Origin of the sequence: Mycobacterium sp. PO1 (genome assembly GCF_017312405.1) — a bacterium.
Lineage (GTDB): Bacteria > Actinomycetota > Actinomycetes > Mycobacteriales > Mycobacteriaceae > Mycobacterium.
Genome location: NZ_BLTG01000074.1, coordinates 49,967 through 70,321, shown reverse-complemented (window position 1 = coordinate 70,321; position 20,355 = coordinate 49,967). Strand labels below are relative to the sequence as shown.

21 protein-coding genes are annotated in these 20,355 nt (G+C 67.7%); 9 read left to right on the top strand and 12 right to left on the bottom strand.

Annotation, left to right across the window (positions count from 1 at the left end):
* Positions 1 to 25: 25 nt before the first annotated feature.
* Together J3476_RS21750 and J3476_RS21745 are read left to right on the top strand one after the other, a co-directional pair.
* Positions 26 to 739, top strand: a complete 714-nt coding sequence (locus J3476_RS21750) for an IclR family transcriptional regulator (RefSeq protein ID WP_207068422.1) — start codon at positions 26 to 28, stop codon at positions 737 to 739.
* Positions 740 to 773: 34 nt separating this feature from the next.
* Positions 774 to 2,387, top strand: coding sequence for an FAD-dependent oxidoreductase (locus J3476_RS21745; protein ID WP_207068421.1), 1,614 nt, complete (start codon positions 774 to 776; stop codon positions 2,385 to 2,387).
* Between the two features lie 12 nt (positions 2,388 to 2,399).
* On the opposite strand, the gene meaB is transcribed toward J3476_RS21745, so the two are convergent.
* Entirely contained in the window at positions 2,400 to 3,272 is an 873-nt protein-coding gene (gene meaB / locus J3476_RS21740) for a methylmalonyl Co-A mutase-associated GTPase MeaB (protein ID WP_207068420.1), read from the bottom strand.
* Between the two features lie 101 nt (positions 3,273 to 3,373).
* On the opposite strand from meaB, the gene J3476_RS21735 reads away from it, so the two are divergent.
* Together J3476_RS21735 and J3476_RS21730 are read left to right on the top strand one after the other, a co-directional pair.
* A complete protein-coding gene (locus tag J3476_RS21735; protein ID WP_207068419.1) occupies positions 3,374 to 4,138 on the top strand; it encodes an SDR family NAD(P)-dependent oxidoreductase in 765 nt (254 codons plus the stop codon).
* Positions 4,135 to 4,890: an SDR family NAD(P)-dependent oxidoreductase gene (locus J3476_RS21730; protein ID WP_207068418.1), complete on the top strand. Its 756-nt coding sequence runs from the start codon at positions 4,135 to 4,137 to the stop codon at positions 4,888 to 4,890. The genes J3476_RS21735 and J3476_RS21730 overlap by 4 nt, the downstream gene beginning before the upstream one ends.
* A gap of 48 nt (positions 4,891 to 4,938) precedes the next feature.
* On the opposite strand, the gene J3476_RS21725 is transcribed toward J3476_RS21730, so the two are convergent.
* The 4 genes from J3476_RS21725 to J3476_RS21710 are packed head-to-tail and all read right to left on the bottom strand — an operon-like array spanning position 4,939 to position 8,982.
* Positions 4,939 to 5,703, bottom strand: coding sequence for an enoyl-CoA hydratase/isomerase family protein (locus J3476_RS21725; protein ID WP_207068417.1), 765 nt, complete (start codon positions 5,701 to 5,703; stop codon positions 4,939 to 4,941).
* Between the two features lie 3 nt (positions 5,704 to 5,706).
* Entirely contained in the window at positions 5,707 to 6,795 is a 1,089-nt protein-coding gene (locus tag J3476_RS21720; RefSeq protein WP_207068416.1) for an acyl-CoA dehydrogenase family protein, read from the bottom strand.
* Positions 6,782 to 7,600 (bottom strand): acyl-CoA dehydrogenase family protein, encoded by an 819-nt coding sequence (locus J3476_RS21715; protein ID WP_207068415.1) that lies wholly within the window; start codon positions 7,598 to 7,600, stop codon positions 6,782 to 6,784. The genes J3476_RS21720 and J3476_RS21715 overlap by 14 nt, the downstream gene beginning before the upstream one ends.
* Positions 7,585 to 8,982 (bottom strand): AMP-binding protein, encoded by a 1,398-nt coding sequence (locus J3476_RS21710; RefSeq protein ID WP_207068414.1) that lies wholly within the window; start codon positions 8,980 to 8,982, stop codon positions 7,585 to 7,587. Before J3476_RS21710 ends, J3476_RS21715 begins: the two co-directional genes overlap by 16 nt.
* A gap of 156 nt (positions 8,983 to 9,138) precedes the next feature.
* On the opposite strand from J3476_RS21710, the gene J3476_RS21705 reads away from it, so the two are divergent.
* Positions 9,139 to 9,462 (top strand): 2Fe-2S iron-sulfur cluster-binding protein, encoded by a 324-nt coding sequence (locus J3476_RS21705; RefSeq protein ID WP_286183524.1) that lies wholly within the window; start codon positions 9,139 to 9,141, stop codon positions 9,460 to 9,462.
* Here the strand turns inward: J3476_RS21705 and J3476_RS21700 are convergent.
* The 4 genes from J3476_RS21700 to J3476_RS21685 all read right to left on the bottom strand — a co-directional run bounded on the left by J3476_RS21700 (position 9,450) and on the right by J3476_RS21685 (position 13,698).
* Complete coding sequence (locus J3476_RS21700) at positions 9,450 to 10,544, bottom strand: CaiB/BaiF CoA-transferase family protein (RefSeq protein ID WP_207068413.1); 1,095 nt, start codon at positions 10,542 to 10,544, stop codon at positions 9,450 to 9,452. The two genes, J3476_RS21705 and J3476_RS21700, sit on opposite strands and share 13 nt — an antisense overlap.
* Before the next feature lie 39 nt (positions 10,545 to 10,583).
* Positions 10,584 to 11,537: an LLM class F420-dependent oxidoreductase gene (locus J3476_RS21695; protein WP_207068412.1), complete on the bottom strand. Its 954-nt coding sequence runs from the start codon at positions 11,535 to 11,537 to the stop codon at positions 10,584 to 10,586.
* 82 nt (positions 11,538 to 11,619) lie between these two features.
* Positions 11,620 to 12,021, bottom strand: a complete 402-nt coding sequence (locus tag J3476_RS21690) for a cobalamin B12-binding domain-containing protein (protein ID WP_207068411.1) — start codon at positions 12,019 to 12,021, stop codon at positions 11,620 to 11,622.
* Positions 12,022 to 12,108: 87 nt separating this feature from the next.
* Positions 12,109 to 13,698, bottom strand: coding sequence for a methylmalonyl-CoA mutase family protein (locus tag J3476_RS21685; protein ID WP_207068410.1), 1,590 nt, complete (start codon positions 13,696 to 13,698; stop codon positions 12,109 to 12,111).
* 132 nt (positions 13,699 to 13,830) lie between these two features.
* Between J3476_RS21685 and J3476_RS28020 the strand changes: the two genes are divergently transcribed.
* The 4 genes from J3476_RS28020 to J3476_RS21660 all read left to right on the top strand — a co-directional run bounded on the left by J3476_RS28020 (position 13,831) and on the right by J3476_RS21660 (position 18,235).
* Positions 13,831 to 14,853, top strand: coding sequence for an SDR family oxidoreductase (locus J3476_RS28020; protein WP_373889104.1), 1,023 nt, complete (start codon positions 13,831 to 13,833; stop codon positions 14,851 to 14,853).
* Positions 14,850 to 16,358 carry a fatty acid--CoA ligase family protein gene (locus tag J3476_RS21670; protein ID WP_207068409.1) on the top strand — a complete coding sequence of 503 codons (1,509 nt, stop codon included), beginning with the start codon at positions 14,850 to 14,852 and terminating at the stop codon, positions 16,356 to 16,358. The genes J3476_RS28020 and J3476_RS21670 overlap by 4 nt, the downstream gene beginning before the upstream one ends.
* Positions 16,355 to 16,657, top strand: a complete 303-nt coding sequence (locus J3476_RS21665; RefSeq protein WP_152518028.1) for a hypothetical protein — start codon at positions 16,355 to 16,357, stop codon at positions 16,655 to 16,657. Before J3476_RS21670 ends, J3476_RS21665 begins: the two co-directional genes overlap by 4 nt.
* An 84-nt stretch (positions 16,658 to 16,741) precedes the next feature.
* Positions 16,742 to 18,235 carry an adenylate/guanylate cyclase domain-containing protein gene (locus J3476_RS21660; RefSeq protein WP_207068408.1) on the top strand — a complete coding sequence of 498 codons (1,494 nt, stop codon included), beginning with the start codon at positions 16,742 to 16,744 and terminating at the stop codon, positions 18,233 to 18,235.
* 45 nt (positions 18,236 to 18,280) lie between these two features.
* Here J3476_RS21660 and J3476_RS21655 read toward each other — a convergent pair whose 3' ends face one another.
* From J3476_RS21655 to J3476_RS21645, 3 genes are read right to left on the bottom strand one after another with little or no spacing between them, the layout of a single operon-like run.
* On the bottom strand, positions 18,281 to 18,694 hold the full coding sequence (locus tag J3476_RS21655) for a nuclear transport factor 2 family protein (protein WP_207068407.1): 414 nt from the start codon (positions 18,692 to 18,694) through the stop codon (positions 18,281 to 18,283).
* Entirely contained in the window at positions 18,691 to 19,104 is a 414-nt protein-coding gene (locus J3476_RS21650; RefSeq protein WP_373889105.1) for a Zn-ribbon domain-containing OB-fold protein, read from the bottom strand. The genes J3476_RS21655 and J3476_RS21650 overlap by 4 nt, the downstream gene beginning before the upstream one ends.
* A gap of 14 nt (positions 19,105 to 19,118) precedes the next feature.
* Entirely contained in the window at positions 19,119 to 20,327 is a 1,209-nt protein-coding gene (locus J3476_RS21645; protein ID WP_207068406.1) for a thiolase family protein, read from the bottom strand.
* Positions 20,328 to 20,355 lie beyond the last annotated feature (28 nt).

Below are 20,355 nucleotides of genomic sequence, written 5' to 3'. Positions count from 1 at the left end.
GAGTGATCTGTCAAGGAAGGCCCGCATGAATCGACCGTCCACCGAAACCCGGGCGACCGCCGCGGGCCTCGGCGCGCCCGGCTCGCAGACTCTGGCCCGCGGCCTCAACGCACTGCAGCTGGTCGCCGGCTCCCCGAACGGCATGAGCGTCGCCCAGGTCGCCGACGACATCGGGGTGCACCGAACCATCGCCTACCGCCTGCTCAGCACGCTGGCCCAGTTCCGGTTCGTGACCAAAGGCGAAGACGGTCGCTACCGTCCGGCGGCAGCACTGGCGGTTCTCGGCGCGTCGTTCGACAACAACGTCCGGCAGCTGTGCGTGCCCACCCTGCGCAACCTGGCCGACGAACTCGGCAGCACCGTGTCACTGCTGGTGGCCGAGGGTGATCAGCAGGTCGCGGTCGCAGTGATCGCACCGACGAACGTCAACTACCAGATGGCATTTCACGAGGGCAGCCGTTATCCCCTCGAGCGCGGCGCCGCCGGCATCGCCTTGCTGGCCAGCATGCCGCCGCGACCGAACGAACGCGAGCTGGTGCCTCAGACCCGGCTGCGCGGCTGGGTCATCACCCACGGCGAGATCGAGCCCAACACCTACGGCCTCGCGGTTCCGGTGCATCGTCGACTTCCCGCCCCGCCCACGTGCATCAACCTGATCTCACACCGCGAAGACGTCGTGTTGAGCGGACGGCCCGCCGTCATGGCGGCGGCACACGAACTGTCGGCGGCCCTGTCCTGAGGACGCCGACCGAGAGCACAGAAGGGAGATGGAGGTGACCGACTGGGACCACGACGTCGACGTCGTCGTACTGGGTAGCGGGGGCGCCGGGCTGACCGCAGCGCTGACCGCGGCCGTTCACGGTGCTTCGGTTCAGGTGTACGAGAAATCCGCCACGGTCGGCGGCACCACCGCCGTATCCGGCGGGATCATGTGGATTCCGGCCCACAAGCGTTCGAGCGCAGGTGAATTGACCCCCGAGGATGCGATGGCGTATCTGCGGGCGCAGTCGCTGGGGTACATGGACGACGAGCTGGTCGAGACGTTCGTGCACACCGGCGCGGACATGCTCGACTTCGTCGAGGCGCACAGCGATCTGCGATTCGAGGTCGCTCAGGGCTTTCCCGACTACAAACCCGAGCTGCCCGGCGGTCAGCCCGGCGGCGGGCGGTCGCTGAACACCAAGCCGTTCGATCTGGCCGAACTCGGTGAGTGGCGGGACCGGATCACCACGTTTCCCGCCGACTTCAGCAACGTCGGAATCGACGCCGAGACCCGGGCACGCATCCACGCCGCCGTCGACGACGAATCCGGTGACTACTGCGTCGCGGGTACCTCGCTGATCGCGGGCCTCCTCAAGGCGCTGCTCGACGCCGGGGTGATGCCGCGGACCGGGGCGCGAGCGGTCGAGCTCGTCGCCGATCCGCTCGGCATCATCGGCGTCCGTATCGAGCAGGGCGACAGAGATTTCCGGGTTCGGGCGCGCCGCGGCGTGGTGCTCGGCACCGGCGGTTTCGAGTGGGACGAGCGGCTGGTCGAGGTCTACCTGCGCGGCCCGATGCGCGGCGCGGTCTCGCCGCCCAACAACACCGGCGACGGACTGCGGATGGCGATGGCGCACGGCGCGGACCTGGCCAACATGGGTGAGGCCTGGTGGGTGCCGGTCATCCAGATTCCCGGAGACACCTATGCCGGGCACCCCCGCAGCCGCAGCGTCCGGCTGGAACGAACCCGCCCCCGCAGCATCATCGTCAACCGGGCCGGCAAGCGCTTTCTCAACGAGGCCGGTGAGTACAACTCGATGGCGGGACCGTTCCACTTCCTGGACCCCAAGCTCGGCTATGCCAACGACCCCGCGTGGATAGTGTTCGACTCACTGCACCTCAAGCACTATGGATTCCTCGGCGTCGATCCGGACGGGCCTGTGCCCGAGTGGTTCTGCCAGTCCGCGGACCTGGACGAGCTCGGCGAGAAGACCGGGATCGACCCCACCGGGCTCGCCGAGACACTGGCGGCGTGGAACACCAACGTGTCCCAGGACCAGGATCCCGAATTCGGTCGCGGTGCCAGCGCTTACGACGGTTACTGGGGCGACGACAAGGCGTCCACCCCGGCCGGCAAGACGCTCGGCCCGATCGACACGGCACCGTATTACGCCGTACCGGTGCACATCGGCGCGATGGGCACCAAGGGCGGCCCCCGCACCGACCGTGACGGCCGGGTATTGCACGTCAACGGAACCGCCATCACCGGTCTCTTCGCCGCGGGCAACGCGATGGCCGGGCCGACCGGCAAGGCCTATGGCGGGGCGGGCGGAACCCTCGGTCCGGCCATGGTCTTCGGCTACCGCGCGGGTTACGCCGCAGCCACCGGGAGGTCCGCGCCCTGAGCGGCTCTGCGTTCAGTGGGGGCCGCCGGCGACCAGTTGGGCCGCAGCGCTGTAGGGGTCGAGGGAGCCGCTGGCGACTGACTCGGCGAGCCGATCGAGGTCGGGGTGCTGGCGCAGCATGGTGTGGGCCAGGGACAGGACCTGTGAACGGGCGCGCGCATTCCTGCGTTCGGAGCTGTCTGTCCGGTGATGCGCGTCGATGGCCTCGACGAGTTCGGTGATTCCGTCGCCCTGCGCAGCGATCAGCTTGAGGATCGGGACCCCGGTCTCGGCACGCAGGTCACGGACGGTCTGGTCGGCGCCTTCGCGGTCGGCCTTGTTCACCACCACGATGTCGGCGACCTCGAGCAGACCGGCCTTCGCCGCCTGGATGGCGTCGCCGGCACCGGGATTGAGGACCACCACGGTCGGGTCGGCAACCGCGGCGATCTCGATCTCGGACTGACCGACGCCCACGGTTTCGACGACGACCAGGTCGTAGTTCAGAGCGGACAGCAACGTGACCGCGGCGGGGACGGCTGCCGCCAGGCCACCGAGATGCCCGCGCGTCGCGACCGAGCGGATCAGCACGTCGGGATCGTTGATGTGAGCGGCCATCCGGATGCGGTCGCCCAGCAGGGCGCCGCCGCTGTAGGGCGACGACGGGTCCACGGCGAGCACGGCCACCCGCTGGCCGTGTGCACGGTAGGCGCCGACGAGCGCGCCGACTGTGGTCGACTTGCCCGCGCCGGGTGGCCCGGTGATGCCGACCACGCGGGCGGCGGTCACGTCACCGAGCGCTCCGAGCACCTCGTCGCGGCGCGGGCTCTCGACGAGGCTGAGCAGACGCCCGGTCGCGCGCGCCGAACCACCCGCGGCGGCGGCGATGAGCTCGTCGATGATCACGTCACCGAGAGTACGCAGAGGCGTTCCCCCTTCCGCAGCATCCCTACCATTTGCGAGAATGATATTCTCTACTGAGGAGAGTAGCCGTTTCAGGAGGGCGAATGCAGATCAACGGGTGTTCGGCCCTCGTCGTCGGCGGCGCGGGCGGCTTGGGTGAAGCCACGGTACGGCGTCTGCACGGAGCCGGCGCCAAGGTCGTCGTCGCCGACATGGCCGACGACAAGGGCAAGGCGCTCGAATCCGAACTCGGCGTGCGCTACGTGCGGACCGACGCCACCTCCGAGGAGTCGGTGAACATCGCCGTCGCCGAAGCGCAAGCCCTTGCACCCCTGCGTATCTCGGTGGACACCCACGGCGGCCCGGCCACCGGTGGGCGGCTGGTCGGCAAGGACGGCACCCCACTGGATCTCGACGGCTTCAAGACCACCATCGAGTTCTACCTGACAGCGGTGTTCAACGTGATGCGGCTGTCGGCGGCGGCCATCGCCACCACCGAACCGCTCGGTGAAGGCGGCCGCGGCGTCATCGTCAACACCGCCTCGATCGCCGGATACGAGGGACAGATCGGTCAGCTGCCCTATGCAGCGGCCAAGGGCGGCGTCCTCGGAATGACGCTGGTGGCCGCGCGCGACCTGTCCCCGCTGGGTATCCGCGTGGTGACGATCGCGCCGGGCACCATCAACACGCCGGCCTACGGCAAGGCCACCGACCAGCTCGAGCAGTACTGGGCCGCTCAGGTGCCCTTCCCCAAGCGGATGGGCCGGTCGTCGGAGTACGCGCAGCTGGCGCAGAGCATCATCGAAAACGACTACCTCAACGGCGAAATCATCCGCCTGGACGGTGCATTGCGGTTCCCGCCGAAATGACCGCAACGCGTCGACCGCTGGTCGGCAAGGTGGCGTTCGTCGCCGGCGCCAGCCGCGGCATCGGCGCGACCATCGCGGGCGCGCTGGCCCGAGCGGGCGCCGCCGTCACCGTCGCGGCCCGCTCCGAGCAGGAAGGGAAGCTGCCCGGCACCATCGGCTCGGTCGCGGCCGGCATCGTCGAGCAGGGCGGCCGTGCGCTCCCGGTGCCGTGTGATGTCACCAGCGAACAATCGGTCGATGGCGCGGTCACCGCAACCGTTGCCGAATTCGGCGGCATCGACATTCTGGTCGCCAACGCCGGAGTGTTGTGGCTGGGACCCGTCGAGTCGACCCCGCTCAAGCGCTGGCAGCTGTGTATCGACGTCAACACCACCGGCGTTTTCCTGGTCACCAAGGCGGTGATCCCGCATGTCCGTGCCCGCGGTGGAGGCTCGCTGATCGCCGTCACCACCACCGGTGTCACGACGACCGAGCTCGGCGCCAACGCGTACTGGGTGTCCAAGGCCGCCGTCGAGCGGCTCTATCTGGGATTGGCGGCCGACCTGCGGCCCGACAACATCGCAGTGAATTGCCTGAGCCCGTCTCGGGTCGTGATGACGGAGGGATGGCAGGCCAGTGGCGCCGGGATGCGGGTGCCACCGGAGATGATCGAACCGCCCGAGGCGATGGCCGATGCGGCGGTGCGGCTCGCACAGCAGGATGCCGCCGGCGTCACCGGCACCATCCAACGCTCCGAAGCCCTCACCTTCTGACCGGCAAGCACCCTTTGGACCGAGAGCACCTTCTGACCGCGAGTGCGGTCAGTTCTTGGCGATCAGGCCGTCGACGATCCTGTTGAAGTCGGCGGTGCCGAACGACACGTACTCGGCGAGGTTGGCGTAGTCCAGCGAGGCCATCACCGACTTCTCCAATTGAATGTTCATCAGCCGCTTGGTGGCCTCGACGGCCTGCTGCGGTAGCTCGAGCAACTTATTGGCACACGTCACCGCCTCGGCCAACGGGTCGGCCACCACGTGGTTCGCCAGGCCGAGTTCCACCGCGCGCTGCGCCTTGATGCGCACTCCGGTGAGCGCGAACTCTTTGGCCTGGAGCAGACTGATCTGGCTTCCCCACACCAGAGGCCCGCCGTCGGCGGCCACTAGGCCGATGGACACGTGCGGATCGGCGAAAAACGCATTCTCGGCGATGTAGACCACGTCGGACAGCGCGGCCAGGCTGCAGCCCAGACCGACAGCCGGTCCGTTGACCGCGGCGACAACCGGAATCCGGCAGCGCACCATACCGATCACGATGTCGCGGCCGTGTTTGATCGTCTTCTGCCGCAGGGCTTCGTCTTTGCGCAACTCGTCGAGATAGTGGAAATCGCCGCCGGCGGAAAACGCCCGTCCCGCACCGGTGATCACCGCTGCGCGGGCGCCCGCGTCCTCGTTGAGAGCGTCCCATAGTCGTGCCAGCCCCACGTGCAGGTTGTCGTTGACCGCGTTGAGGTCATCGGGCCGGTTCAGCGTGATGATGCGCAGCGCTCCGTCGGCCTGGACGTCGATCTCTTCCGGCATGTCGTACATGGCTTAGCCTCCCAGGCCGAGGATGCGTTGGGCGATGATGTTCTTCTGGATTTGCGAGGTGCCGCCCATGACGCTCTGCGCGCGGCTGTACATGTAGGCGCCGAACAACTCCTCGTCGGCGGTGCCGACGGTCTTGAGCGCGGCGTGTCCGACCGACTGCTCGACCCACGTCATGAGCAGTTTGTCCAGCGATCCCTGGGGGCCGTGGGTGAGCCCGTCGAGCTGCTCGGACAACCGCCGCCGGACGTGCAGCCGCAGCATCTCGGTCTGCACCCACGCCCAAGACAGCTCCTCCGGCGGCGCCCCCTGTAACCGAGATGCCATCTGACGCACGGTCTTCCCGTAGCGGGCCGAGAATCCCAGGGTGGAGGGCTCCCGCTCATGACTGACGATCGTCATCGCCAGCTTCCAGCCCTCGCCCGGTGCGCCGACCATGTTCTCGGCGGGGACCCGCGCGCCGTCGAACGCGACCTGACCGAATTCCTTGGTCACCCCGCTCATCATCTTCAACGGCCGCTGCTCGATGCCGGGTTGGTGCATGGAGACGATGAACGCCGAGATGCCTCGATGCCTGGGCACGTCCCTGTCGGTGCGGGCCAGCACCAGACACCAGTCGGCGACGTCGGAATAGCTGGTCCAGATCTTGTGCCCGGTGATGAGGTAGTCGTCCCCGTCGCGGACCGCTGTCGTCGCCAGCGACGCCAGGTCCGAACCCGCCCCGGGTTCCGAGAAGCCCTGACACCAGCGTTCGGTCCCGTTGATCATGCCGGGCAGAAAGCGTTGCCGCAGTTCCTCGTTGCCGTGATGGGAGAGCCCTACGACCAGGTAGCCCAGGCTGGGCCGAGCCGGTGCGCCGGCTTTGGCGATCTCCTCGTCGACGATGACGTCGTACACCGGCGGTAGGTCCTGGCCGCCGTACTTCTCCGGCCACGATGTCCCGAAGAAGCCGGCGGCGTAGAGCGCCTGATGCCACTCCCCGGCCTTGGCCCAGTAGGCGTCGCCGGAGGTCGGGAATCTGCCCTTCTGCTCGGCCAGCCAGCCGCGCAGCCGTTCGCGGAATGCGGCCTCGTCCGGTGAATCACGAAAGTCCAATGGTCAGCTCCTCCAGGTTGACGGGCCAGCATTCGGTCGCGGCCAGGACCCGGCGTAGATACACGTGCGCCAGGCACTCCCAGGTGTTGCCGATGCCGCCGTGTACCTGGATCGACGTCTCACAGACCGTCAATCCCGCTTTGGCACAGTAGAGCTTCGCGACGCGGGCGGCCTCGACGGCTTCACGCACCGGCAGCGCGTCGACCGCCCACGCGGCATGCCGCACGACACTGACCGACCCCTCGATCAACGCCAGCGCCTCGGCCAGCAGGTGTCCGACAGCCTGATACGAGGCGATGGGCGCGCCGTACTGTTCACGCACCTTGGCGTATTCGGTCGCCAGTGCGTGCGTTCCCCGGGCGGCTCCGAGGATGTCTGCCGCGGTCGCCGACAGCGCCAGCGCATACCACCGGCCGGAGTCCTCGTCGGACAGCTCTGGCAGCTCGACGGGCGATTCGACCACCCCGGCGAGGCTGCCGGTGAGGTCCACCGACGCCGGCCCGGAGCCGGCCCCATGCGGCACCTCGCGTCCGAGCCTGCCACGCAGGTCGTCGGCGAGAACGGGGCCGAGGTAGGGGACGTCGACGAGGCCGCGCGCGAGTTCTTCGGCCACGATGGCGATCTCGACACCAGATGCTCCGTCGGCACGCAGCGAACGAAAACCAGTGGCATCCAACGCTTTTTCCAGTCTTGCGCGGCGAGCTTCGTCCTCGAGATCGGCGACCGAGTCGGGTCCGAGGTCGTCGGCCAGATCCGCTGCCGCGGCGCGCAACTGCCGTTGCTCTTCGTTCAGACGGACGTCCACAGACGCTCCTTCAATATTCGGCGTAGCACTTTGCCCGAAGGCAGACGGGGTATCTCGTCGACGACGACGACGCGGCCGGGCCGCTTGTAGGACGCCAACTGATCAGAGACCAGTTCGGCGAGTTCGTCGGGCGGTACCGCGGCCGAGAGCTTGACGGCGGCCACGATGGCCTCCCCGTCGGCGGCGGGCACACCGAACACCGCACAGTCCTCGACAGCGCGGTGACCGTGCAGCACCGCCTCGATCTCGGCGGGCGCGACCTGGAAGCCGCGCACCTTGATCATCTCCTTGGCGCGATCGGTGATCCGCAACCAACCGTCACCGTCGACGGAGCCGACGTCACCGGTGCGGTACCACCCGTCGGCGAATGCCGCTGCGGTGGAATCCGCAGGCAGGTACCCGGCCATCGCCGACTCGGAGCGCACCTGGATCTCGCCTTCGGTACCGGGTCCGACGAGCTCACCGGTGTCCAGCGCGACGATGCGCAGCGCGACACCGGGAACCGCCCTACCCACGGTGTCCAACTTCGCGTCGTACAGGTCGTTGCACGAGATCACCGGCAACTCGCTGGCGCCGTACGCAGTCACCCAGCGCACACCCGTCCGCGCAGCGACCGCCGCGGCGACGCTTTCGGTGACCGGGGTGGCGCACCACATGATGTAGCGCAGCGAGGACAGATCGAACGACTCCAGGCGCGGATGCGCCGACAGGGCCAGCGCAATGGGGGCGACCGCCATCTCGATGGTGATCCGGTCGGATTCGATGTGGGCGAGCATGGTGTCGATGTCGAAGCGAGGATGCAGGCGTATCCATGCCCCGGCATCGAGCGCCATCACGATGTTCAGCAGGCCGAGAATGTGCGACGGCGGCGTCATCACCTGCAGGCGGTCCGACGGTGACACCTGCAGAGCCTCGCGCCAGTGCCGCACCGCCGCGGCCAGCGAGGCGTGGGTGTGCCGCACCGCCTTGGGCATGCCCGTCGTGCCGGAACTGAACACCAACACCGCATCTGACGACGGATCGTTCGCTTGGGCCGGGCCGGGGTCCGCGGCGTCGAGCGGCTCATCGAGGTGCCGCATCGGCATCACCTCGGCCAGCACCGGGTGGTCGCCGACAGCGAATACCGGACTGGTCAACGTCAGCGCATGTCGCACCTCGCGCTGCTTCCAGGCGGGACTGAGCAGCACCGCGGCCACGCCGAGACGCCAGAGGGCGCGCAACGCGACGACGAACTCCGGCCGGTTCGACGACATCACCGCCACCCGGTGACCGGCCCGCACCCCGTGCTCGTGCAATTCTGCGGCCAGGCCGGCAGCGAGTGCGTCGAGGTCGGCGAGCGTGTAGTGCCGCTCCTGGAAGGCGAGCACCGATCGCCCTGTCACGTTGCGCGCGCCCCTTCCCGGTAGCACAGAACAGGAATGGAGAGAGCGCTACCGCTTGTTCAGGAGAATACTATTCTCCTATTATCAGAATGACAATGTCGAGACGGTCAGTTGGCCGCGGAACAGGGGCCCGCAGTGACGGAGTTGGACGCAAGGGTGGACGCAGAGTTGGAGACACAGTCGCAGGCAGCGGAGGACCAGAGCCCGGGCACCATCACGATCCACCTGGACGGCAGCACCGCATCGGTGCCGCCGAAGCCCGGCGAGACGCTGCTCGACAGCGCCCGGCGCGCCGGGCTGGGGCCCCCGTTCTCCTGCGAGGCCGGAAACTGCGGCACCTGCATGGCGCTGCTCAAGGAAGGCCGCGCCACGATGCGTACCAACGATGCACTGACCGAAGACGAGGTCGACGAGGGGTACGTGCTGACATGCCAGGCGGTCCCGGACACACCCACGGTGACGGTCACCTATGACGAGTGAGCCGAATGAGCCGAGTGAGACGGCCGGGCGGGATCGTCGATCACGTCGGCGTGCTCGTCGAGCTGAGGCGCCGCCCGGTAGTGCGGTTCGTAGCCGGCGATGCGGATCGGGCTGCGCACCAACTGGAACCGACCCGCTGACACGACGACCTCGGGGGTGGCCGCCAGCGCCTCGGGCAGTGTGCGCACCGCCGACACCGGGATCCCCAGCGGCTTGAGCCGCGCCTCCCAGTTGGCAGCCGAATCGCGGGCCAACGCGGCGGTGACGACCGCAAGAACCTCGTCCCGCCGGGCTGCCCGTTCTGCCATGGTCGGGAAGCCCTCGATGCTGGCCTCGCCGGCGAACGCGGCCCAGAACGCGTCATGGGTGATGAACAGCGCCAGATAACCCTCGGCGGTGGTGAACAACTGCGCCGGAACGTAATACGAGTGCGCGCCCATCGGGTACCGGCGGGGCGCCGCGCCGTCGTTGAGGAATGCCGACGCCCGGTAATTCAGCTGCGAGAGCATGACGTCACGCAGCGACACATCCACCTGCCCGCCCCGGCCCGAGAGGATCTGGGCCAGCAGCCCCAGCGCCGCGGTGAGACCGGTGGAATTGTCCACCGACGAGTACCCGGGCAGGGTCGGCGGGCCGTCGGGATCGCCGGTCATGGCCGCGACCCCGGTAGCCGCCTGGATGACGTAGTCGAATGCCGGGTCGTCGCCACCGTCGAGACCGAAGCCGGTCAGTGCGACGCATACGATCGCCTCGTTGAACTTCCGCAACGCGTCATAGGTCAGGCCGAGACGTCGGATCGCGGAGGGCTTCATGTTGACCAGCAGCGCATGGGATTCGGCGACCAGCTCTCCGAGTGCCTGCCGACCCTGCGCCGAGCGCAGGTCCAGGCACACGCTCTGCTTGTTGCGGTTCAGGCTGGCGAAGTAGCTGTCGGACACCTGCCGAGAGATCTCGCCGCCGGGCGGCTCTATCTTGATGACCTCGGCGCCGAGATCGGCGAGCATCATGGTGGCGTACGGACCGGCCAGCATGACGCCGACCTCGAGGATCCGGATTCCGGCCAACGGGCCCGGGCTGTTCACTGCGGTTCCCTTCGGCGTCTCATCCACGGCAGACGGTGATCATACGGCCTTGGCCAGTTCGGCGATCACCTCGCGGGTGCGGTACTTCGACGCGATCAACTCGTCGCGGGTGTCTCCGATCGGCAGCAGTCGCACCGACAGGTCGGTGACACCGGCATCGGCGAACCGCTTGAAGCGCGCCAGGATGGCCTCTTCGTCGCCGGCCGCACAGAGGTCACCGACGTCACGCGCGTCACCGCGGTCGAGCAGGCGCTGATAGTTCGGCGACGTCTCGGCCTCCGCGAGAATCCGGTTGGCGCGTTCCTTGGCGGCGTCGATTTCCGAGTTCGCGCACAGGCACACCGGGATGCCGGCGACGATGCGCGGGGCCGGCCGGCCGGCCTCGGCTGCAGACTTGGTGATCTTGGGTGCGATGTGCTCGCCGATGGCCTTCTCGTCGGCCATCCACAGAACGGTGCCGTCGGCATGCGCTCCGGCGATCTGGAGCATCACCGGGCCCAGCGCGGCGACCAGAACAGGCATCGGCGTTTCGGCGCCCAATGCGGTGGGATTGTGCACGGTGAACGTGTCGTTCTGGACGTCGACGGACCCCGGGCCGGTCAGTGCGGCGTCGAGCACCTCGAGGTAGTCCCGGGTATAGGCCGCCGGCTTCTCGTAGGGCAGCCCCAGCATGTCCCGGACGATCCAGTGGTGTGACGGACCGACCCCGAGCGCCAGCCGGCCCTGCGCCATGGCGTGCACCGAAAGGGCCTGGCGGGCCAGTGCTATCGGATGCTGAGCCTGCAGCGGCACCACCGCGGTACCCAGCTCGATGCGCGAGGTGTGCGCGGCCATCAGCGCCACCATCGTCAGGCAGTCGAAGTCGTCGGGCACCTGCGGCATCCACGCCGTGGCCAGACCGGCCTGCTCGGCCCACTCGATGTCGGCGACCAGTTTGGTCACCTTGCGCGCCATGTCGCCTCGTTCGGCACCGATCATCACGCCGAGTCTCATACACCCTCCCTCGATGTCACCGAATATGCGGCCCCTGCGACCACGAGCGGCCGGAGTCGCAACCCGCACACCGTCGGCGCGCTCACCCCTGCTCCACCTTGGCGGTCAGAGCCCGCACGTCGCGCACCAGATCCTCCAGCGACGTACCGGTCGGGAACACGGCTGCCGCACCGGCGTCCAGGAGCTTCTGGACATCGGATTGCGGAATGGTCCCGCCGACGACGACGGCGATGTCGCCGGCGTCGGCAGCCCGCAATGCGTCGACGGTGCGGGTGGTCAGTGCCACGTGCGCGCCCGAGAGGATCGAAAGACCCACCAGTGCAACGTCTTCCTGCAGCGCGATCGAGACGATATCCTCGATGCGCTGCCGGATGCCGGTGTAGATGACCTCGAATCCGGCGTCGCGCAGTGTCCTGGCCACGATCTTGGCGCCCCGGTCGTGACCGTCCAGTCCGGGTTTGGCCACGAGTACCCGCACACTCATGTGCCCGCTCCTCCACTCCGACTCGGCGCGGCATCCCGCGGCATCACCGGCTGTGCTCCTCGCGTGCGCACTAGAACAGCTCCTCCTCTAGAAGACGACAGGCTGCTGAAACTCGCCCCACACCGATTTCAGTGTGGTGACCATCTCCCCCACCGTGCAGTAGGCGTTGGCACAGTCGATGAGCTTGTGCATCAGGTTGTCGTCACCGTCGGCGGATCTGGCCAGCGCCGCCAGGGCCGCCTCGACCGCGGCGCCGTCACGTTCGGCCTTCACCGCTTTCAGCCGCTTGAGCTGCATGTCGCGGCCTTCGGCGTCGAGTTCGTACGTCGCGATCTCGGGCGGGTCCTCTTCGGTGACGAACTTGTTGACGCCGACCACGGGCCGCGCACCCGATTCCACTTCCTGGTGGATCTTGTAGGCCTCGTCGGCAATCAGGCCTTGCAGGTAGCCGTCTTCGATGCAGCGCACCATGCCCCCGTGCAGCTCGAGGTCATGCATGATCTCGACGATCTTCTCCTCGGTGGCATCGGTGAGCGCCTCGACGAAATAGGACCCGCCGAGCGGGTCGGCCACCTTCGTCACTCCCGTTTCGTAAGCCAGGATCTGCTGCGTGCGCAGCGCCAGGGTCGCCGATTCCTCGCTGGGAAGGGCGAAAGGCTCGTCCCAGGCGGCGGTGAACATGGACTGCACGCCGCCGAGGACCGCCGCCATCGCCTCGTAGGCCACCCGCACCAGATTGTTCTGGGCTTGCGGCGCGTACAGCGATGCCCCACCGGCCACGCACCCGAACCGGAACATCGAGGCCTTGTCGGTGCTCGCCCCGTAACGCTCGCGCACGATCGTGGCCCACCGGCGCCGACCGGCCCGGTACTTCGCGATCTCTTCGAAGAAGTCCCCGTGGGTGTAGAAGAAGAACGAGATCTGCGGAGCGAACTTGTCGATGGTCATCCGTCCGCGTTCGACCACGGTGTCGCAGTAGGTGACTCCGTCGGCCAGTGTGAAAGCCATCTCCTGCACCGCGTTGGCGCCCGCATCCCGAAAATGGGCGCCGGCGACCGAGATCGCATTGAACCGCGGCACCTCAGCCGCGCAGAACTCGATGGTGTCGGCGATCAGTCGCAGCGACGGCTCGGGCGGCCAGATCCAGGTTCCTCGGGACGCGTATTCCTTCAGGATGTCGTTCTGGATCGTGCCGGTGAGCTTCTCCCGTGGCACGCCTTTCTTCTCGGCCGCTGCGACGTAGAACGCCAGCAGGATGGCCGCCGTGCCGTTGATGGTGAAGCTGGTGCTGATCTTGTCCAGCGGAATGCCGTCGAAGAGGATCTCGGCGTCGGCCAGCGTGTCCACCGCGACGCCGACCCGTCCGACCTCCTCGCCGTATTCGGGATCGTCGGAGTCATAGCCGCACTGGGTGGGCAAGTCCAGCGCCACCGACAGCCCCGTGCCGCCCTGGTCGAGCAGGTAGCGGTACCGACGGTTGGACTCCTCGGCGGTGCCGAAACCGGAGTACTGCCGAAACGTCCAGGTCTTGCCCCGGTAGCCCGAGGCGAAGTTCCCGCGCGTGAATGGATACGTCCCCGGTGGTGGGGGGTCCGCGGCCCGCTGCGCCGGACCGTACACCGGTTCCAGCGGAATCCCGGAGGGAGTCTGCACGGTGGGATCGACTGGCTGAGACATCGAGGATAACGTACTTGCAAAAAATGAGAATGCCAATACCGCTTGTGGGAAAGCCGCACGCCAAGCTGGGTCCACACAACCCTAGCCAGTGACCGAAACCCCGGTACACGGCGATTATCTGGTTCCCGTAAAATGAGAACGACACTATCTGTTCCTGCATCGAGGAGAGCCGAGTTGGCCCGATCGCCATCGTCGAACACAGCGCTCACCGACCGCACCGTGGTGGTCTCGGGAGGCAGCCGGGGTATCGGGCTCGCCATCGCGCTGGGGGCGGCCCGACGGGGCGCCAACGTCGTCCTGCTGGCCAAGACCGCCGAACCACATCCGAAGTTGCCCGGCACGGTGCACACCGCTGTCGCCGAGGTCGACGCGGCCGGAGGTAAGGGAGTTGCCGTCGTCGGGGACGTGCGCAACGAAGACGACGTCGTTCGTGCCGTCGACACCGCCATCGAGCGCTTCGGCGGCATCGACATCGTGGTGAACAACGCCAGCGCGATCGCCACTGAACCGACCGAGACCCTCCCCACCAAGAAGTTCGACCTGATGATGGACATCAACGTCCGCGGCACGTTCCTGCTCACCAAGGCGGCGCTGCCGCACCTGCGGAAGTCGGCACTGCGCACGCAAGGAGCGAATGAGGCCCTGCGCACGCAAGGAGCAAAGGAGGCCCTGCGCACGCAAGGAGCAAAGGAGGCCCTGCGCACGCAAGGAGCAAATCAAACCCTGCGCACGCAAGGAGTAAACGAGCTCTCAGCCCATGTCATGACGCTCTCGCCGCCGCTGAACATGAACCCGCACTGGCTGGGTGCGCATCCCTCCTACACGCTGTCCAAGTACGGGATGACGCTGCTCTCGCTGGGCTGGGCGGCCGAATACCGCGACGCCGGAATCGCATTCAGCTGCCTGTGGCCGCAGACGTACATCGCGACCTCGGCCGTGTCCAACCTCGCCGCCGGCGACGACCTGGTGAAGGCGTCGAGGCACCCCGACATCATGGCTGACGCCGCCGTCGAGATCTTCGACAAGCCCGCGGCCGAGGCGAACGGGCAGTGTTACATCGACGCCGACGTGCTCACCGCCGCGGGCATGACCGATCTGTCGCGTTACGGCGGTGGCGAGGACCCGATGGGGGATATCTTCGTGGACAAATCATGAGCATTTCGTTGCTGCTGGAGATGGCCCAGGAGGCCGCGTCGGCCGACGCTGAGCAGACGGCGGTGGTCGACGACGATATCCGGCTCACCACCGAGGAACTGAGCACGCTGGCCGACGGCGGGGCCGGCGTCATCGCGGCGTCGGGTGCTCGCCATGTCGCCTATGTCGGCACCGGCGGCGCGATGCTGCCGCTGCTGTTGTTCGCCTCGGCCCGCGCCGCAGTTCCGCTCACCCCGCTGAACTACCGGTTGTCGGCCGACGGCCTGCGCGCACTGCTGGATCGCCTGCCCGACCCCCTGGTGGTCGTCGACGACGAGTATCGCGACGCCGTGGGAGAGGGCTACCGGACCATCGGCTCCGCCGAGTTCCTCGAGTCGGCACGGACCGCCGAACCGGCCGCGGAGTTCGCCGACCCTGACGCAGTGGGCGTGGTGCTGTTCACCTCGGGAACCACGTCGAAGCCGAAGGCGGTCGAGCTCACCCACACGAATCTGACCAGTTACATCACCGGCACCGTCGAGTTCGCCTCCGCCGAACCCGGTGATGCTGCGTTGATCTGCGTGCCGCCGTATCACATCGCCGGCGTCAGCGCGGCGCTGTCCAACCTGTACGCAGGTCGGAAGATGGTGTACCTGCGACACTTCGACGCCGACAAGTGGGTACAGCTGGTGCTCGACGAGGGTGTCACGTCGGCGACCGTGGTGCCCACGATGTTGGACCGCATCGTCACCGTGCTCGACTCGCGGGGCGTCACGCTGCCCCACCTGCGCACACTGGCCTACGGCGGATCGAAGGTCGCGCTGCCGCTGGTCCGTAGGGCGCTGGAGCTGCTGCCCGACGTGGGCTTCGTCAACGCCTACGGACTCACCGAGACCAGTTCCACCATCGCAGTGCTCACCCCCGACGACCACCGCGACGCGCTGGCCGCCGACGACCCGGCCGTCGTCCGCCGGCTCGGGTCGGTGGGCCGGCCGGTGCCGGGAATCGAGGTCGAGATCCGCCGCGAGGACGGCACCGTGTGTGGTGCAGGCGAACCCGGCGAACTGTTCGTCCGCGGTGAACAGGTATCCGGCAAGTACACCGACATCGGCTCGGTGCTCGACGAGCAGGGCTGGTTCCCGACCCGAGACGTCGCGTTCCTCGACGAGCAGGGTTATCTGTTCATCGGGGGACGCTCCGACGACACGATCATCCGGGGTGGCGAGAACATCGCGCCCGCCGAGATCGAGGACGTCCTGGTCGAGCATCCCCACGTCCGTGAGTGCGCCGTCGTCGGTGCCGACGACCGCGGATGGGGCCAGATCATCGTCGCGGTCGTGGTACCCCGCCCTGGCACCGAACCCGATATCGAAGACCTCCGCAGCTACGTTCGCTCACAGCTGCGCGGATCGCGTACCCCCGACCGGGTCGTGTTCCGGAACGAACTGCCGACCAACGCGACCGGCAAGGTGCTACGCCGCGACCTCGTCGACGAACTCAACGCCCAGTCGAAGGAGCCCGCATGATCAAGAACGGCACACGGCTGCAAAGCCAAGTCTGTGACACCCAGGTGATCGTTGTGCGCAGCGCCGACAGCCTCGATGACCTGCGCGCAGGCGGCGCACCGATGGTCCCGATCGGTGGCGAGGCCGACACCTCACTCACGATCGACGACTCGATGTCCGACGGCACGCTGATGGGTAAGCGCTACGTCGACGACACCGGCGCCGAGGTCCTGGTGACCAAGGCCGGCAAGGGCACACTGAGCATCGGGTCGACTCCCCTGTCACTCAAGGAGGCAAAGCCGCTGCCCGCCAGCGACTGACACCGCAAGCCGGGCCCCCGCTGGGTCTCGGCGCGCCGCAATGAAGGCGAACCCTCGTGGCCGCCGGCTGATACCTTCGGCCGTGTGAGGCCTCGTCGGCTGCTGATGCGCTACGTCGCGGGCCTGTCGTGGGCCTACCTTCTGACGCTGGCCGAGGTCGTGGCGATCGTCATGTCGCTGGGTGGGCGGAGCACGTGGAATGCGCAGGGCCTGGTCATCCTGGCCGTCCAGGTCGTCGCGGGCACCACCCTGGTGGCCGTCGGCGCCACGCTGACGGTGCGGCCCACCCTGCGCTGGCTAGGCAGCGAGTCACCTCCGACGGACAAACAGGTTCGTAGCGCCTCGAGGATCACCCGACGGCAAGCAGCGATCACCTTGGCACCGTGGCTGTTGGCGACCGCGATCCTGATACCGCTCAACCACACCGCGGGGCCGGCCGCCCTCATGGTGATCGCGTCGACCATGCTGTTCGGCGCGGTGGCCACCGTCAGCACCGGCTTCCTGTTCACCCTGCGCACCCTTCGCCCCATCCTGGCGGGTGTCTCGCCAGGCCGGTATCGGCGTTCGGTGCCGGGGGTTCGATCGCGGTTGTTGATCATGTGGCTGGTGTGCACGGCGCTGCCCGGATCGGCGATCGCGCTGCTGCTGGTCATGCGGTCCAACAGTTGGCTCATCGACGAGTCGACGTCGATCGACCTGGCTCTGTTGGTGTTGGCGCTGGTGGCCGTGCTGCTCGGCCTGCGGGCCATGATCCTGGTGTCGATGTCGATCTCCGATCCGGTCAACCAGGTGATCGAGGCGATGGCCGACGTCGAGCGCGGCCACATCGACCGTTCCGTCGACGTCTACGAATGGTCCGAGATCGGCCGGTTGCAGAGCGGCTTCAACAGCATGGTCGCCGGGCTGCGGGAACGCGATCGACTCCGAGACCTGTTCGGCCGGCACGTCGGTGAGGAAGTCGCCCGCCACGCCGTCGCCGCCGAGGAGACATCGACCGGAGACGAACGCGACGTCGCGGTGTTGTTCATCGATCTCGTCGACTCCACCCAACTCGCCGTCGACCGCGAGCCCCATGAGGTCGCCGAGGTGCTGAACGACTTCTTCCGCATCGTCGTGGCACAGGTCGACGCGCACCACGGACTCATCAACAAGTTCCAGGGCGACGCCGCGCTGGCGGTGTTCGGCGCGCCGCTGCGCGTCGACGAACCCGCAACCGCGGCGTTGTCCACAGCCCGCGCACTGGCCGACGAACTGCGCAGCTTGCCGCTCGATTTCGGCATCGGGGTATCGGCCGGTCCGGTTTTCGCCGGCAACATCGGTGCCGAGAACCGCTACGAGTACACCGTCGTCGGCGACGCGGTGAACGAGGCGGCGCGGCTGGCTGATCACGCCAAGCAATTCGCTACCCGCACATTGTGTTCCGGCGCCGCGAGGTCCGTCGCCGCGACCGCCGAGCGAGTGCGCTGGACTGCCGCCGGACAGACCACGCTGCGCGGACGGAGCACCGCCACAGATCTGTTCGCCCCGCGGCCGTCGAAATCGCCGCAACCGTCTCCCGTTGCGGCGTCGACGGCCTGAGCGATCATCCGGACGGCGTCGGCGCGTGCGAAGATCTGCGCGAGGTCATCCGGGGGTCACGGTCCTGACCAGAACGGTGGTGAACCGTCGCCGCGCGATGCGCCAGCCGGCCGGGGTACGCGCGAGTTCGTCGTCGTAGAAGCCAGCGGCATTGACGCCGGAACTGTTGTCCTGAGACATGATCAGAGCGTCGACGTAGGCGCGCGCGGTGGCGGTGTCCCTGTCGACCGAAACCGTCGTGTTCGTGATCCGGTGCAGGGTGTGTCCGGCCATGTCGTGGGCGGTGACCATGAAGTCGACCACGGCGTCGACACCGCGCCACACTCCGATGTCGCCGTAGTCGAGCTCGCAGTCCTCGGTGAACACCGTCCGGAACAGGTCCCAGTCACGTCGATCGATCCCGGTCGCATACCGCACCAGCACGTCGCCGATCTGCTCTTCGTCGGTGCGGTCGGTCATCGTGGATCCGCAGGCTCGTAGCGCAGCATCGTCACATCGTGCTCGGGGTAGTCGCAGAAGACCGGCCGCACCCGCATGCCCACGGTGATGTCGCCGGGTTCGACGTTGACCAATTCCGTGGTCACCCTGGGCCCTTCGTCCCATTCCACGATGGCCAGCAACTGGGGCACCGCATCCGCGAAATGCGGCCCGACGGGCCGGCGGGCCACCGTGAACGAATACACCGTGCCCATCCCGGAGATCTCCCGCCACTCCAGGTCGTCGGCCAGTGTGCGCGGTGCCCGCACCCGGGGGTAGAACACATACGAGCCCGACGACGGTGAATACTGGATCACGACCCGATGTTGCGCCAGGGCATCCCAGAACGGCGCGGTGGTCGGCGTCTTGACCGGCATCGGGCGCTGCAACATCGACAGGTCCACGTTCAGTCCCCTTCCAGCACGAGGGTGGTCTGCTCGGAAAGTATGCCGCCGTTGCCCGACACGAAGGCCCGATCACAGCCGGCGACCTGAGCAGGCCCCGCACGCCCCATGATCTGACGGGTGGCGTCACAGACGTGGTGCATGCCGCCCGCGTTGCCAGCCTGACCGAAACCGAGCTGGCCGCCCGCGGTGTTGAGCGGGAAGTCACCGCGGAAGGTCAGGTCGCGGGTGGCGACGAACTCCATGCCCGTGCCCTTGGCGCAGAAGCCCGCGTCCTCGAGACTGAGCAGAACGGTGATGGTGTAGCAGTCGTAGATCGAGACCATGTCCATCTGCTCCCGCGTCAAACCAGACATCGCGAACGCCGTGTCAGCCGCGCGGGTGATGGGAGTGTGCAGCAGATCGGCGGCGTAGGTCGGCGTCTTGAACGGCACGTGCTCCCCGAAACCCTTGATCCACACCGGACGGTTCTTGGCTCGCCCCGCCACCTCGGCGCTGGCGACCACCACGGCCGCGCCGCCCACGCACGGCATGACGATCTCGAGCATGTGCAGCGGGTCGGCGATGACCGGGCTCGCCAGCACCTCCTCGACGGTCAGCGGCGTGTGCTGCCAGATCGCTCCCTCGGTGTGGTTGGCGTTGACCCGCTGGTCGACGACGATCTTGGCCATCGCGCGCTCGTCGTAGCCGTAGACGGCGGCGTAGCGCTGGGCCACCTGTCCGTACGGCCCGTTCTGACCGAGGTTGCCGTACGGGATCTCGAATTCGGCTTGTGGGGAGCCGAATTGGTTGCTGGACGCGCCGAAGAAGACCGCATCCGAGAGCGGCTTGGGTTTCTTCTCCGACGTGTGGGTGATGTACCGGGCGGGGATCGCGCACAGCACCACGTCGCAGATGCCCAACTCGATCGCCGCGGCCGCCCGCCACACCATGGCCGCCGCCGTCGCACCCCCCAGGTCGACATGCTCGGCGAAGTTGGCGTCCACGCCGAGGTATTCGGCCACGGTCGAGGGAACGAAGATCTCCGATTCGGCGAGCGGGGACGTGGTGATGCCGTTGACGAGCTCCGCGGAGAGCCCCGCGTCGGCCAGCGCCGCGGCCGACAGCTCGGCCCACTGTTCGAGTGTGAACGGCGCGACCGTCGCCTTGTTCATCCGCTCAGGCGGCAACTCCACGTAGCCGACGATCGCGGCGTCGCCGCGTAATCCCATGTGTCACTCCCTTGGTCGGTGGCCGCCA